Origin of the sequence: Inquilinus sp. CA228 (genome assembly GCF_052078665.1) — a bacterium.
In the GTDB taxonomy this organism is placed as follows: domain Bacteria; phylum Pseudomonadota; class Alphaproteobacteria; order DSM-16000; family Inquilinaceae; genus Inquilinus.
In genome coordinates, this window is the sequence record NZ_JBQJIK010000022.1 from 1 (window position 1) to 13,382 (window position 13,382).

12 protein-coding genes are annotated in these 13,382 nt (G+C 69.7%); 6 read left to right on the top strand and 6 right to left on the bottom strand.

Features of this window, described 5'->3' with window-relative positions; translation table 11 throughout:
- Window positions 1-418 precede the first annotated feature (418 nt).
- The gene (locus ACTOWL_RS12820; protein ID WP_441321622.1) at window positions 419-1,267 is read left to right on the top strand and encodes a hypothetical protein; all 849 of its coding nucleotides are present in this window, start codon (window positions 419-421) and stop codon (window positions 1,265-1,267) included.
- A gap of 35 nt (window positions 1,268-1,302) precedes the next feature.
- A complete protein-coding gene (locus ACTOWL_RS12825; RefSeq protein ID WP_441321623.1) occupies window positions 1,303-2,862 on the top strand; it encodes an ABC transporter substrate-binding protein in 1,560 nt (519 codons plus the stop codon).
- A 13-nt stretch (window positions 2,863-2,875) separates the two neighbouring features.
- Here ACTOWL_RS12825 and cynS read toward each other — a convergent pair whose 3' ends face one another.
- From cynS to arfB, 4 genes are all read right to left on the bottom strand, one after another.
- Complete coding sequence (cynS, locus tag ACTOWL_RS12830) at window positions 2,876-3,361, bottom strand: cyanase (RefSeq protein WP_441321624.1); 486 nt, start codon at window positions 3,359-3,361, stop codon at window positions 2,876-2,878.
- A 69-nt stretch (window positions 3,362-3,430) separates the two neighbouring features.
- A complete protein-coding gene (locus tag ACTOWL_RS12835) occupies window positions 3,431-4,153 on the bottom strand; it encodes a site-2 protease family protein (protein ID WP_441321625.1) in 723 nt (240 codons plus the stop codon).
- Between the two features lie 18 nt (window positions 4,154-4,171).
- Complete coding sequence (locus ACTOWL_RS12840) at window positions 4,172-5,101, bottom strand: DUF2167 domain-containing protein (RefSeq protein WP_441321626.1); 930 nt, start codon at window positions 5,099-5,101, stop codon at window positions 4,172-4,174.
- Window positions 5,102-5,208: 107 nt separating this feature from the next.
- Window positions 5,209-5,625: an alternative ribosome rescue aminoacyl-tRNA hydrolase ArfB gene (gene arfB, locus ACTOWL_RS12845; RefSeq protein WP_441321627.1), complete on the bottom strand. Its 417-nt coding sequence runs from the start codon at window positions 5,623-5,625 to the stop codon at window positions 5,209-5,211.
- Window positions 5,626-5,703: 78 nt separating this feature from the next.
- Between arfB and ACTOWL_RS12850 the strand changes: the two genes are divergently transcribed.
- The 4 genes from ACTOWL_RS12850 (at window position 5,704) to ACTOWL_RS12865 (ending at window position 9,314) form a co-directional block, all read left to right on the top strand.
- A complete protein-coding gene (locus ACTOWL_RS12850; protein ID WP_441321628.1) occupies window positions 5,704-6,612 on the top strand; it encodes a LysR family transcriptional regulator in 909 nt (302 codons plus the stop codon).
- A 94-nt stretch (window positions 6,613-6,706) separates the two neighbouring features.
- Entirely contained in the window at window positions 6,707-7,435 is a 729-nt protein-coding gene (locus ACTOWL_RS12855; protein ID WP_441321629.1) for a gamma-glutamyl-gamma-aminobutyrate hydrolase family protein, read from the top strand.
- The gene (locus ACTOWL_RS12860; RefSeq protein WP_441321630.1) at window positions 7,435-8,310 is read left to right on the top strand and encodes a serine hydrolase; all 876 of its coding nucleotides are present in this window, start codon (window positions 7,435-7,437) and stop codon (window positions 8,308-8,310) included. The genes ACTOWL_RS12855 and ACTOWL_RS12860 overlap by 1 nt, the downstream gene beginning before the upstream one ends.
- Before the next feature lie 8 nt (window positions 8,311-8,318).
- Window positions 8,319-9,314, top strand: coding sequence for a peptidoglycan-binding domain-containing protein (locus tag ACTOWL_RS12865; protein ID WP_441321631.1), 996 nt, complete (start codon window positions 8,319-8,321; stop codon window positions 9,312-9,314).
- Between the two features lies 1 nt (window position 9,315).
- On the opposite strand, the gene ACTOWL_RS12870 is transcribed toward ACTOWL_RS12865, so the two are convergent.
- Window positions 9,316-12,651 carry a DEAD/DEAH box helicase gene (locus ACTOWL_RS12870; protein ID WP_441321632.1) on the bottom strand — a complete coding sequence of 1,112 codons (3,336 nt, stop codon included), beginning with the start codon at window positions 12,649-12,651 and terminating at the stop codon, window positions 9,316-9,318.
- Between the two features lie 54 nt (window positions 12,652-12,705).
- Window positions 12,706-13,362, bottom strand: coding sequence for a hypothetical protein (locus ACTOWL_RS12875; RefSeq protein ID WP_441321633.1), 657 nt, complete (start codon window positions 13,360-13,362; stop codon window positions 12,706-12,708).
- Between the last annotated feature and the right edge of the window lie 20 nt (window positions 13,363-13,382).

The window sequence follows — 13,382 nt, forward strand, 5'->3', positions numbered from 1 at the left end:
TTCAGGCCCTCGGCCTCGCCTCCGTCGCCGACCCGCTCACCGCTTAATCCCCCGAACCGCCGGATACGGACCCGTATGTCCGGTGGTGTGGGAGGGGGGAGCCGCGAGGCTTCCCCCTATCCCGATACGCTGGAGAATAAGTGTTTTTGCCTCTCCCGTTTACGGGAGAGGTCGGAGGCGCTTGTGCCTCCGGGTGAGGGGGTTTCGTCGAGGTCTGGGCCCACCCTCACCCGGTCTTGCTGCGCAAGCCCGACCTCTCCCGCTAGGCGGGAGAGGCACACGATGAGCCCTTATCAGAGTCTGTGTGTGTTTCTCGTCCATGAAAAGACAAAGACCATGATTGATCTCCGGAGAACCTGCTTTTCATCCATCTAAAAATATGCCTCACTCTTCCCGACAGCAGGGCAGGGGAGGCATCATGGCGCGGCCGCACGGGCACGGAAAGGTGCTGACATCCAGCGATTTCGGGGCGACCACGATCTACGCCTGCGGCCTCGACCAGCGCTTCAGCTATTGCGCCTATGTGCCGGCGGATTACGACGAGGACGGCCACGACCGCTGGCCGCTGGCGGTGATCGTGCACGGCACCGAGCGCGGCATGCAGGCCTATCGCGACGGCTTCGCCGACTTCGCCGAGCGCCACGGGGTGATCGTGCTGGCGCCGCTGTTCCCGGTCGGCATCACCGAACCGGGCGACCTGTCCAGCTACAAGCTGCTGCGCGCCGGCGACGTGCATTACGACGCGGTGCTGCTGGCGATGATCGCCGAGACCCAGGCCCGCTATCGGATCGAGGGCGACCGGGTGCTGATGTACGGCTTCTCCGGCGGCGGCCACTTCACCCACCGCTTCCTCTATCTGCATCCGGAGCGGCTGCTCGGCGCCTCGATCGGCGCGCCCGGCGTCGTCACCCTGCTCGACTTCGAGCATGACTGGTGGGTCGGCGTGCGCAACTTCGAGGCGGTGTTCGGCAAGCCGCTCGACCTCGACGCCATCCGCCGGGTGCCGGTGCAGATGGTGATCGGCGGCGACGACACCGAGACCTGGGAGATCACGGTGAAGCCGGGCGATGCCTGGTGGATGCCGGGCGCTGACCTCGCCGGCCGCAACCGCCAGGACCGGATGCGGTCGCTGCGCCGCAGCCTGGAGGCGCAGGGCGTCGCAGTGCAGCAGGACACCATCCCCGGCATCGCCCATGACGACCGCGAGCTGCTGGGCGCGGTGACGAGCTTCCTCGGGGAGGTGCTGGCGCGGCGACAGGCGGCCTGAATTTCGGAACCAACAACGACAAACAGGGGGCAGTGATGAAGGCGATGTTCGGCGGGCTCGCGCTCGCCCTGGTCCTGGCTGCCGGTGCCGTGGCGGCGCAGGACACGCCGCGCGACGGCGGCACCATCACCGTGGCGCTGAACGCGGATATCCGCAGCAGCGACCCCGGCATCAACCGCGACGGCAACACCGACACGGTGATGCAGCATGTGGTCGAATCCCTGGTCGGCTACCGCGAGGACCTGACCGTGGGCCCGGCCCTGGCGGACTCCTGGACGGTCACGGATGACGGCCGCATCTACGACTTCAAGATCCGCAAGGGCGCGCTGTTCCACAACGGCAAGCCGGTCACCTCGGCCGAGGTGAAATGGAGCTGGGACCGGCGCTGGACGACCGACAGCTGGACCTGCCGGCCGGTCTTCGACGGCACCGCCGGACTGAAGGTCGAGGCGGTGGAGACGCCGGACCCGCAGACCATCCGCTTCCGCTTGGCCGAGCCGAACGCCCTGTTCCTGGCGCAGCTCGCCAATGTCCAATGCTTCGCCACCGGCACGGTCAGCCCCGACAGCCTCAATCCGGACGGCAGCTGGAACGCGCCGGTCGGCACCGGCCCGTACAAGCTGGCCTCCTGGAAGCGCGTCGAGGCGGTGGTGCTGCAGCGCTTCGCCGACTACAAGCCGCTGTCCGAGCCCGGCAGCGGCTATGCCGGCGCCCGCATCGCCCATGCCGACACCATCCGCTTCCAGATCGTGCCCGACCCGGCGACGGCGGAGGCGGCGCTGGCCACCGGCGGGGTCGACCTGCTGCCCAGCCTGGCGCCGGGGCAGATCGACCAGGCCAAGGCCAATGGCGGCACGGTCGAGACCGCCCAGGGCCTCGGCTGGTCGGTGATCCTGGTCCAGACCGCCGATCCGCTGCTGTCCGACATCCGCATCCGCCGGGCGATCGCCCAGGCGCTCGACCTGAAGCAGATCGCCCTGGCGCGGACCTACGGGCTGACCGAGGCCAACCCCTCGGCCGTGGCCCGCAGCAGCACCTTCTTCGACGACGGCTTCCTCGACTGGCCGGCCTACGACCCGGCCAAGGCGCAGGCGCTGCTGCAGGAGGCCGGCTACAACGGCCAGCCGATCACCATCCAGACCAACAAGCGCTATGACGGCATGTACGACAATGCCGTGATGATCCAGGCGATGCTGGCCGCGGCCGGGATCGATGCGCGGCTGGAGGTGCTGGACTGGGCGACGCAGCTCGACAACTACATCGCCGGCAAGTTCCAGCTGCAGTCCTTCGCCTTCTCGGCCCGGCTCGATCCGTCGCTGCTGTACGGCATCCTGATTGGCAGTAAGGCCGAGGATCCGGGCAACCAGTGGGACGACCCGAAGGCGGCGGAGCTGCTGGCCCGGTCGATCCGCACCGAGGATCCGGCGCAGCGCAAGGATGCGCTGAAGCAGCTGCACGCGCTGATGGCGGATCAGCTGCCGATCATCGGCCTCTACTACGATCCGGCGGTCGATGCGGTCGGTCCGAAGCTGAAGGGCTACCGGCCCTGGGCCGCCGACAAGCCCCGGCTCTGGGGTGCCTGGAAGGCGGAGTAGGGGGAGCTTGTCCTCACTCCTCCCGGTACCCGAATCTCGGGGCGTTGCCGGTGGCGCCGTAATAGCGATAGGGCAGGAACTTGCCGGACATCGTCATCTTCACCCGGTCGCCGGCCGGGTCGGGCTGGCGCTCGATCTGCAGGTCGAAGTCGATCGCCGACATGATGCCGTCGCCGAACTCCTCCTGGATCAGCTCCTTCCAGGTGGTGCCGTAGACCATCACCAGCTCGTAGAAGCGGTAGATCAGCGGGTCGGTCGGCGGCGCCTGGAACGATCCGCGATAGGGCGGCTCGTTCAGCATGCGCTGCTCCGCCGGGGTCAGGCCGAACAGGATCGCGGCTTCCGCTGCCTGCGGCTTGGTCAGCCTCATCTGGCCCAGCAGGGCGGCGGTGACCAGCACCGGCGAATGGCCGCCGATGGTCTCGGCGATCTCGCGCCAGCTCCAGCCCTTCTCGCGCTTGATGTCCAGGATCTTCTCGGTCAGCTCCTCGCGCTTCATGGCGAACCCTCTCCGGTCGGTGATTGCGAACCGATCGCAGGGTCACGCAACAACCATGCCAGCGGGGGGTCAGAAAGGACGAGAGCCCTCCAGCATCCCGTGCACGCTGTAGGTCATGATCGCCAGCAGCGCGGTCAGGCCGAGATACAGCACGCCGTACTCGATCCGGGCGTCCAGCGGCGCGTTGTAATAGGCCCGGGCCCCCGGGCTGTTCGGGTCGTGCCGCCAGGCCTTCAGCACCTGCGGCGCCGCGAACAGCGCCACCAGCAGCAGCACCGGGCTGGGCCGCCACAGCAGCAGCCCCAGCATGATCGGCGCGCCCAGCAGCCAGACCCGCGGCGACAGGATCGCGGTGATCCGGCCGCCGTCCAGGGGCGAGACGGGCAGCAGGTTGATCAGGTTCAGGAAGAAGCCGGAATAGGCCACGGCCAGCAGCAGTCGGCTGTCCACCTCGCGGGCCCAGAAATACACGGCGAAGGCGCCGAGCGTGCCGAGGAACGGGCCGGCGAAGGCGACATAGGCCTCGGTCTCGACATTCATCGGCTGCTCCTTCAGCTGGATCCAGGCGCCGACGAAGGGGATGAAGGTCGGCGCCCCGACCTTCAGCCCGCGCCGCTTGGCCGCGATGTAGTGCCCCATCTCGTGCACCAGCAGCATCAGCACGAAGCCGGCGGCGTAGCCCCAGCCGAACACGAAGGCGTAGGTCACCAGCGACAGCAGCATGGTGCCGCCGGTCAGCGCCAACGGGCCGAATTTCAGGCCGCCGACCAGCAGCAGGAGCGCCTTGATCATGACCGGTACCGAATCCTCTCAGGCGACGCCGCCATCGCGCGGCTTCCGCCGGAACAGCCTGGCCAGGGCGACGCCGAAGACGCCGAAGCCGATGACGAACACCTTGGCGAATTTCAGCACGAAGGCGCCGATGATGGCGATCAGCCCCAGCTTCTTCGCCGCCACGCCCGCCACCAGCGCCGCCAGCCCGTATTCTGCGACCTTGTCGGTGCCCTCGGTGAAGTCCTCATAGCGCTTGCCGGGGCTGTAGCTGATCGAGTTCAGCAGCTCGCGGGCATACGTCTTGTCGCCCTCGATCGTGGCTGTCGAGGCCACCAGGTTCAGGCCGAAATAGCCCTCGCGTCCCAGCGCATAGGTCTTGTAGTTCGCCGTGCCCTGGTCCTGCGGGTTGTCCTTCTCGACCACCTTGGCGGACCAGACCAGGCGATGGGTCGCGGCATCGTATTGCGGCACCTCGATCCAGCCGGTCACCGCCAGGGGCGGGAAGCCGCGGGCGATCCGGTCCTGGTTCTCGGACTCGGTGCCGTCCTTCAGGGTGGTCAGCAGCTCGTCGGCGTTCCAGTCCTTGGCATCGTCGTCGCGGATATAGCCTTCCTGGGTGTAGTCGATCGACGCCGACCAGTTCTCGTCGCTGAGCGGGAAGACCAGGCCGATCAGCGTCGGGCTGGCGCTGTTTCCCGAGGCGCGCAGCAGGCGGGCCGATTCCTGCTTCGGCACGAAGGCATAGCCTTCGGGCAGGGCCAGCGAGCCCTGGTCGATCAGTGGAATGTCGACCGGCCCGCGCTGGACCACCTTCCTGGCCGCCTCCCACGCGGCATCCTGCTCCGCCTGGATCGTGGCCGCCTGGTCGGCGGGTGTGGCCGCGGGCTGCGTCTGCGCGGCGGCGGTGCCGGCCAGGGCCAGAATCAGCGCGATCGCGAGCACGCGATGCGACAGGCCGAAACTCATGATGATGCCCCCCTCCCGTGTCCCACGGCCCCCGCGCATGGGACAATCATCATAGAGAGCCAAGATGGCAGCAATTTGAAGCGAATTCCGGTGCAGGCCGGCGGCGCTCAGTCGTCGCCGGGGCTGCCGCGCATCCGCTTCACCGACGACCGCTTGCTCTTGGAATCGAGCCGCCGGATCTTGCTGCCCAGCGTCGCCCGGGTCGGCCGGCGCTTCTTCGGCACCACAGCGGCGCGCTGGAACAGGTCGACCAGCCGGTCCACCGCCTCGGCCCGGTTGCGCTCCTGGCTGCGGTGCTCGCGGGCGGTGATCACCAGCACGCCGTCCTTGGTCAGGCGCTGCCCGGCCAGGGTCTCCAGCCGGGCCCGCATGTCCTCCGGCATCCCGGCGCGGTCGATCGGGTAGCGCAGCTGCACCGCGGTCGCGACCTTGTTGACGTTCTGCCCGCCCGGGCCGGAGGCGAGGATGAAGCTCTCCTCGAAGTCGCGCTCGTCCAGCGCGATGCGGGCGGTGATCCGGATCATGGCCGGACCCTCGCACGGCCGGGCGCGCTTGTCATGCCTCCGCCGCTGTGCCATCCCGGTCCGGGCGGAGGAGACGCGATGACCATCAGGCTGAGGCATATCGAGGCGCTGCAGGCGGTGCAGAAGGCCGGGTCGATCACCGGCGCGGCCGAGCTGCTGAACGTCTCGCAGCCGGCGGTCAGCAAGCTGCTGCGCCATGCCGAGGACCAGCTGGGCCTGCGCCTGTTCGAGCGGGTCAAGGGCAAGCTGGTGCCGACCCGCGAGGCCAAGCTGCTCGAGGTCGAGATCGACCGCACCTTCGCCGGGCTGGAGCGGATCTCCAGCATCGCCGCCAACCTGCGGCGCGGGCGCGAGGGCCATGTCCGCATCGCCTGCCTGCCCAGCCTCGGCTTCGGCTTCATGACCGAGCAGATGGCGTCGTTCCACCGCCGCCATCCCGGCGTCAGCTTCGACCTGCGCACCCACCACACCCGCGAGATCCTGGACCTGGTCGCCACCAACAGCCTCGACCTCGCCATCGCCCATGAGCCGGCACTGCCGCCGGGCATGCGCAAGATCGCGATCGGCACGTCGCGGCTGGTGCACCTCTCGACCGTGCCGCTCGGGCCCGGCGAGGCGGCGGAGATCACGCTCGACCGGATCGATGTCGAGACGCTGATCGGCGTCGACCCCGACACCTCGATCGGCGCCACCCTGTCCGACGCTTTCGACCGCGCCGGTATCCGCTACGCCCCGCGCAACCTGATCCAGACCTACTACCTGGCGCTGCCGCTGGTGCGCTACGGCGCCGGCTCGGCCATCGTCGACGAGCACACGGCGCAAGCCTGGGCGGTGCCGGACGTCACCGCCCGCGTGATCGTGCCGGAGATCATCCTGCCGATCACGGCGCTGCACCACGAGAACTACCCGCTGTCGCAGGCGGCGCATCTGTTCCTCGACCACCTCACCGGCAAGCCGACGCAGCGCACCAGAAGCGCCAGGAGATAACAGCCGATACGAAGCCCATAACCGCCCGGAATTTGACAGCCGCCGGGGCCCCGGGCATCACGAAGGACCGGTTCCGCTGCCGCACAGGACGATCATGGCCAAGCCCGTCATCGGAGTGACCCTGGATGCCGAGGAGCCCGGCGGCTACTCCTCCTCGCCCTGGTACGCGCTGCGGCAGAACTACTGCGGGTCGCTGGCGGAATACGGTGCCGTGCCGCTGGCGCTGCCGCATCTGGTCGATGCGGTCGACCGCTATCTCGACCTGTGCGACGGCGTCGTCGTCACCGGCGGCGGCTTCGACGTCGACCCCGCGCTCTGGGGCGCCGGCTCGGTGCATGAGACGGTGAAGACCAAGCCGGTGCGCACCCAGTTCGAATGGGCGCTGGTGCAGGGCGCGGTGGCGCGGAACAAGCCGGTGCTCGGCATCTGCGGCGGCGAGCAGCTGCTGGCCGCGGTGCTGGGCGGCACCCTGGTGCAGCACATCCCGGCCGAGATCGACAATGCGCTCGACCACAGCCCGGAGCGCAAGATCCACGACCCGGCCGGCTGGACCGCGGCGCATGAGGTCGAGGTCACGCCCGGCACTCTGCTGGCCCGCATCACCGGCGCGGCGCGCTTCGGCGTCAACAGCTCGCACCACCAGGCGGTGAAGGCGGCAGGGCCGGCGCTGATCGTCTCCGGCATCGCCCCCGACGGGGTGGTCGAGGCGGTGGAGCATCCGGGGCAGCGCTTCTGCCTCGGCGTGCAGTGGCACCCGGAGTATCTGCGCAGCGAGGCCGACCGCGCCGTGCTCGCCGCCTTCGTCGCCGCCTGCGCCGGCTGATGGACACCGCGCTGATCCAGGACCTGCTGGAGGAGTTCAAGGGTGAGGTCGGGCCCGAGGATTTCGGCCTGACTTTCCGGCTCTATCCCGGCCGGCTGCGCGACGGCACCGCCGACCGCTACTCGGACGGGCCGGTGTTCGACCATCGCGACGACGTCGCGGTCTATCCGGCCAGCACCAGCAAGAGCTTCTACCTGGTCGCCTTCCAGCACTGGGTCGAGGCGGGGACGCTGCAGCCGGACGAGGAGGATCTGCGGGCCCTGTCGGCGATGATCCGCCAGTCCAGCAACGACGCCACCACCTACCTGTTCGGCCGCATGACCGGCACCACGCCGGGCGGTCCGCTGCCGGAGGCGGAGATGGCGGCGTGGTGGGACAAGCGCCAAGCGATCCAGCGTTGGTTCGAAGGCTGGGCCTGGCCGGAGTTCGACCGGCTGCGGCTGTGGCACGGCACCTACGAGGACTCGCCCTATGGCCGTGAGAAGGCGGCGCGCGCCCATGGCGGCAATCTGATCGCGCCGCGCGCGGCAGCGGCGCTGCTGCATGGCATCGTCGCCGGGCAGCTGGTCTCGCCCGCCGCCTGCGGCCGGATGATGGACCTGCTCGACCGCGAGCCGGAGCGCGACCCGGAGCGGCTGCCGCCCGAGTATGTGGACCAGGTCCGTGGCTTCCTCGGCGAAGCGCTGCCGCGAAACGTCCGGCTGTGGTCGAAGGCCGGCTGGACCAGCGAGACCCGGCACGACATGGCCTATTGGGAGACGCCTTCCAGCCGCAGCCTGGTCGCTGCGGTCTATACGGTCGGGCCGCATATGGCGCAGAACCGCCGCTTCCTGCCGGCGGTCGGGGCCAAGCTGCACGCGCTGCTCGAGGCGTAGGGGATGCGATGCCGCCCGTCTGGCACGATGACGACCGCTCGCCGAACTATGCCCATCTGGCGGCACCCTTCGCCGACACCGTCTTCACCGCGGAGGCCGGGACCTTCGAGACGCTCTGCCGTCTGTCCCGCTTCCGGCCGCGCGGGGCGCGGATCCTGTTCGGGCTGCGCGGCTGCGCCCTGGCTCAGCCGGAGACCGCCGGCCAATGGGGCGAGGCGCTGCAACTGCGCGAGGCGCGGCCGGACCATCACGTGCCGCGCTGCGTCCTCGGGGTCTGGGACCGGCCGGCGGGGCGGCTGATCGCCTGGCCCGGCTCGACCGTCCCGAACGCCCGCTACATGCGCCGCCAGGCCGAGGCGCCGGACCGGCGCATCGCCAACATGCTGGCGCCCGGGCTGCACCCCTATGTCGTCGGCCCGCATGTTCCCGCCGGCCGCCCGGCGGAGGAGGGGGCGTTCCAGCTCGACCGCACCGTCGAGGTGCCGGTCTGGCGCTCGCTCGACGCCGCCGGCTACGACCTGTCCGGCCGCTTCGACATCTGCGCGCCGGAGGACAACATCCACGCCGCCGGCTGGCCGGGCGACGGCATCGAGTTCTCCTCGGCCGGCTGCCAGACCCTGCCGGGCCGGCACCTGCCGCCGGCCGACCCGACCGGCGACTACGCCGCCTTCCGCGTGGCCGCCGGGCTCGCCGCCAGCCCCGACCTGGCCGAGACCGGCCTGGCCTTCGACGACCTGCTGGTCACGGGCCGGCATCTGCGCCTGGTGGCGGAGCGGACTTCCGGCCTGGCCCGGCTGATGCCGGGATCGAGCGGCCCCGAGGTGCGGCTGTTGCAGGACGCCTTCATCGGCCGCGGGCTGATCCCGGACTGGGGCTTCACCGCCGGGGTGTTCAACGGCTTCACCGCCAAGGCGCTCTACGACTGGCAGGCCGCCTCCGGCCGGGTCGCGGACGGAGTGTTGCGGCCCGAGGAGGCGGCGGCGCTGGGCTTCCCGCTTGGGTGACTCAGTCCAGGATGTCGACGAGGAAAGCCCCCGGCGACATGCCGCGCAGCTCATCCCGGGCCGTCCGGAAATAGGGCTTGCCGCCCCACAGGCTGCGATCGCCGATGATGTAGAAGGCCCGCTGTGCCCGCGTCACCGAGACATTCAGCAGATTGGGCTTCAACGAGGCCCAGTCGGCACCGCGCGCATGGTCGTGATCCGCGCCGAGCACCATCAGGACCAGGCGCTGCTCCCGCCCCTGGAACGTGTGGACCGTGCCGATCCGGTCCCTGCTCCATTCGTGCAGCGCCCGCCGTTTCGGGGCGGCCAGGCCGAGCGGGTCGAGCTGCGCCGCCCAGCGGTCGGCGTCGGTCAGCTGCGCCGTCAGGGCTTCCTTGACGCTGCGGAACGGCGAGATGACATAGAGCGGCGGCAACTCACCGGCACCATGGCGGTAGAGGCGCAGCACCGCCTGGAACACGATTTCGACCTGTTCGGGCACGGCTTGCCGGCCGCCCCGGACCGCACCGGCGACATCGACCCAGCCCGACTTTCCTGGTCCGGGCGGGTTGGTGGCGAAGATCATCTTGCCGTCATAGGCGATGGTGTTCGCGATCTTGAACATGGTCCCGGCGCAGCGCCGATGGACGCGCAAGGGACTGCCGATCCAGATGTCGCCCTGATCGCCGGCGGGGACGAGGGCGCCGAACGGGTTGGTCCGATCGGCCAGCTGCTGCGCCGAAACTCGGTTGGGCGCATATCGCCCATCCCGCGTCGTCGCGGCATCATCCGACAACGCCTCGATCAGCCGGGTCGGAACGGTGAACACCGGTTCGATCTGCAGCGGATCTCCGACCACCACCGCGCGCCGCGCCCGCCACAGCGCGCCGACCGCGGCCTGCGGCGTGGCCTGGCCGGCCTCGTCGATGAACAGCCAGCCGATGTCGCCCGGCCCGAGATCGCGGAACTGGCGGGCGAACGAGGCGAAGGTCGACGACACGATCGGCACGATCAGGAACAGGCTCTGCCAGATCAGCCGGGCATCGGCGTCGCCGGCAGGGCGGAACCCCTTCAGCATGTTGCTGATGGCGACCAGATTGCCGCGGAACAGCCCGCGGCCCTTTCTGCCGACCTCGGCCAGCCAGGCTTCATGCAGGGCGAGGGCCGCCTTGAACAGGGCGGACCGCGACGCCGCCAGCCGATCGTCATGCCAGAGGCCGGCCTTCTGGATCCCCGATTCCTCCAGATCCGACAGGGCCGAAAGCCGGTGCGACTCCGGCAATGCACTCAGGCGGGTCTGCTTGCGCGACCGCTCCTCCTGTGCCGCATCGCGCGCCGAACGGGCCGTGTCGAGTGCCGCGGCGGCCGACGACAGCGCCGACCTCAGGGCTTCTGCCCGGGCCTCCAGGACGCCCCGTCGCGTCCGATGGGACAGCTGGTCCGCGGCATTCGCCCGCCGGCGATCCCGATAGGCCCGAGTGTCGGGCCGGCGGAGCAGCCGGGCCAGAGGGCCCGGCGCCCAGCGATCGATCAGCCTCTCCTCCTCGGCGAGATCGTCCAACCGCTGCCGGCACTGCGCGAGGTCCGACTGCCCCTGGGCCAGCTCCGCTTCGACCGACCGGACCTTCGCCTCCGCCGCTTCGGCCTCTGTGGTCGCGTCGGCCAGGGCCGTGTCGGGCGACAGCATTTCGGCGACGAGATCGGCATCGGCGGCCAGCGCATCGATCTCCGCCGCCAGGGCCCGGTCCGCCTCGCGGAACGCCTGGGCGGCAGCGGCGAAGGACGGGCCATCATAGGCGTCGATCCATTCATAGAGGGTCGACACCGGATCCTCGGGAGCCTGCCTTCGGCCCTTCTGCTCCACCTTGAAGAACGCCCGCTCCGCGAAAGCCCTGCGGTTCGCCGATTTCCCGAGGGCGCAGGCGATCAAGCCCCAAGAGACATCCCGGTCGTCGCCGGGCTGCTTGAAGGTTCCATTCCCCTGCTGAGTCGCGACCTTGTGTGCCACCGATCGCAGATAGAAGCTGTCGCGCCAATCCTCGCCGAGCGCCCCGCGCTTCGGCAGATCCTTCGAGATGTTCTCGACCGCGGCGTTGTTCGACGAGGCGACGACCATCTCATGGCCGATGATCTCGGCAGCCAGCCGGCCGATCGAGGCCTCCTTGCAGGGCGGTGCGAAGGCCACCCGGATATGGCGTTCGACGATGGTGTCCGAGGCTCGGTCGAAGCCGGCCAGGGCCCTGGCCCGGCGAACGATGATCTCGGCGAAGATGTCGCTCAGCAGCGTGGTCTTGCCGGTGCCGGGAGGACCGTTCACCGAGTACATGCCATCGGTGCCGAGACGGTCGAGGGCGCAGTTGATCGCGAATTGCTGCATCAGGCTCATCGCCTGCCCCGGCGCCCGCAGCCAGCGGCCCGGCGGCAACCGGCGCGGATGCACCATGTCGAGGATCGCCCGGCGGCCTGCCTCGGAATAGAGATCCGTTCGCCCCGGCGCGGGCGCGGAGTCCAGATAGGCGGCGAGGGCAGCCGGGACCTCGCCCTGCCGGACCGCAGCCATTGCCCGCTCCAGATCCAGGATGAAGAAGCTGTTGAGGATGTCGATTCCGGTATCGGCCTCCGCGCTCCCGTCGTCCTCGTCGGCCTCGGGCGGCGCCTCATCGTGCTCCTGAGCCTCGGCCGGTCGAGCCGGACTCAAGGGTCTGTCCTTCTTCTCCCGGATGACGGGCTGGAGCACGGCTGCAAGCTGGTTCCGCGGGGCAAAGCCGGCCCAGTCCTGGAGCAGGGCGATGATGGAGTGGAGATCCGAACCGCTCAGCGGCATCTCCATCCCGTCCACGCCCGCCGGCAGCCGCCTGGCCACGGCATTGTGCAGCCGGTGTTCGAGATCGACGAAGGCGTCGGCGCGGTCCTGATCGGTCAGGGCCTCCAGTTCCGCGCTGTCGACACGGCCGATGGCCCATGGAACCGTCGACACGGAGACCGAGCCGAGGTCCGGCGCGCCCTGGGGCGTCAAGCTCAGCTTGGCGAAGCAGGTGTCGCCCTCGATATCGCCGCGTTCGGCATCTTCGATCGCTTCGCCGCTGCCGGCCGCCGCCGGGCGCAGCCGCCGGCTGACGCGGTCGATCTCGGTCTTGCTGAAGACCCCCAGATAGAGGTGGAAGCGTGTGATTTCCTTCCCGTCCTCGACGGGAAGAGTCCACAGATCGTCAGGGGTCTTGTCGCCCAACCCGTCGGCGAGGAGACGGATGACGCCTGCCTTTTCCGTGACCTGCTTGAGGTCGAAGGGAATGAAGAACTCGATCCTATGCCAATAGGCCAGAACGTCGAGAATGCTCTCGGTGCGGGCCTCGGGCATGGTTTCTCTCCCCTCGAGAGATGCGCTGGCAGGGCTCCGATCGTGTCGCGCCGGTCAGCGCAGATCCGTCTGCAGCACCAGCGGCGACAGGTCGGTGATCTGGTCCTTCAGCGCCGCGGCCAGCCCGGCCGGGCAGGCGGTGCCGACACCGGACAGGTTGCACAGGCGCAGGTCGTCGATCTCGGCCCCGCCGGCGGCGATGGCCTCGGTGGACAGCGGCAGATGCGCCTTGTCATAGGCCGCCAGCGGCCAGATCCGGCGGGCGATATAGATCGCCTCGCGGCCGACGGTGATGTGCAGCAGCTGCATCTCGCCCTGGCCGTCGCTGATGCGCCGGGTGCAGCCGAGCGCGGTGCGGACGGTGCCACCCGGGTCGGTCCGGACCTGGCCTTCGACGATGTCGTCGCAGGCTTGCCTCAAGGCCTCGGCGCTGTCGCGGATGAACTCGGCCGGGTCGCTGCTGCCCAGCCCGCCGATGCGGGTCACGGTGATGCTGCCGTCGCCGGACTGCGCCGGATCGGCTTTGCGCCATTCCACCACCGTGGTGCTGCCCTCGGTGGCGGCGAAGCTGCGGGCCCAGCCGGCCGGCAGGGTCAGGGCCAGGATCTCGCCGTTGCCGCCGGGCAGGACCAGCGTGCTGCCCGTCTCCGCCGCGGCCGTGCCGGAAACAGTCAACGCCGCGAGCAGCGCCAGCGCCGCGCCTCGAACCATCATCTTCATCCTGCTGCCTG

Coding starts and splice junctions, on each gene's coding strand:
- ACTOWL_RS12820 (WP_441321622.1), top strand. CDS start 419: ATGGCGCGGCCGCACGGGCACGGAAAGGTGCTGACATCCAGCGATTTC.
- ACTOWL_RS12825 (WP_441321623.1), top strand. CDS start 1,303: ATGAAGGCGATGTTCGGCGGGCTCGCGCTCGCCCTGGTCCTGGCTGCC.
- cynS (WP_441321624.1), bottom strand. CDS start 3,361: ATGAAGCGCGAGGAGCTGACCGAGAAGATCCTGGACATCAAGCGCGAG.
- ACTOWL_RS12835 (WP_441321625.1), bottom strand. CDS start 4,153: ATGATCAAGGCGCTCCTGCTGCTGGTCGGCGGCCTGAAATTCGGCCCG.
- ACTOWL_RS12840 (WP_441321626.1), bottom strand. CDS start 5,101: ATGAGTTTCGGCCTGTCGCATCGCGTGCTCGCGATCGCGCTGATTCTG.
- arfB (WP_441321627.1), bottom strand. CDS start 5,625: ATGATCCGGATCACCGCCCGCATCGCGCTGGACGAGCGCGACTTCGAG.
- ACTOWL_RS12850 (WP_441321628.1), top strand. CDS start 5,704: ATGACCATCAGGCTGAGGCATATCGAGGCGCTGCAGGCGGTGCAGAAG.
- ACTOWL_RS12855 (WP_441321629.1), top strand. CDS start 6,707: ATGGCCAAGCCCGTCATCGGAGTGACCCTGGATGCCGAGGAGCCCGGC.
- ACTOWL_RS12860 (WP_441321630.1), top strand. CDS start 7,435: ATGGACACCGCGCTGATCCAGGACCTGCTGGAGGAGTTCAAGGGTGAG.
- ACTOWL_RS12865 (WP_441321631.1), top strand. CDS start 8,319: ATGCCGCCCGTCTGGCACGATGACGACCGCTCGCCGAACTATGCCCAT.
- ACTOWL_RS12870 (WP_441321632.1), bottom strand. CDS start 12,651: ATGCCCGAGGCCCGCACCGAGAGCATTCTCGACGTTCTGGCCTATTGG.
- ACTOWL_RS12875 (WP_441321633.1), bottom strand. CDS start 13,362: ATGGTTCGAGGCGCGGCGCTGGCGCTGCTCGCGGCGTTGACTGTTTCC.